Below are 260 nucleotides of genomic sequence, written 5' to 3'. Positions count from 1 at the left end.
GCACGCGCGACATCGCCGTGATCTATCGCGGCCTGCTGAGCGAGCTCAAGGTGAAGGACGCGGCGCTGGTGGGCCTCGGTTTCGGCGGCTGGATCGCCGCCGAGATGGCGAGCATGGCGCCGGCCGACCTCTCGCATCTGGTCCTGGTCGGGGCCATGGGCATCAAGCCGTCGGTGGGCGACATCCTCGATCTCGCCGTCACTGGTTACGTCGATTATACCCGCGCCGGTTTCCACGATCAGGCGGCGTTCGATCGCGTC

At 67.3% G+C, this 260-nt stretch carries 1 protein-coding gene; it reads left to right on the top strand.

The window, feature by feature from the left end; all coding sequences use genetic code 11:
* On the top strand, nt 1-260 hold a 260-nt coding region (locus tag H6A60_RS13305; protein WP_369126662.1), incomplete at both ends, for an alpha/beta fold hydrolase.

The sequence above is a fragment of the Sutterella massiliensis genome (assembly GCF_016899755.1).
In the GTDB taxonomy this organism is placed as follows: Bacteria; Pseudomonadota; Gammaproteobacteria; order Burkholderiales; family Burkholderiaceae_F; genus Sutterella; species Sutterella massiliensis.
The sequence above is the reverse complement of the archived record's forward strand: the minus strand, read 5'-3'. Positions and strand labels throughout refer to the sequence as shown.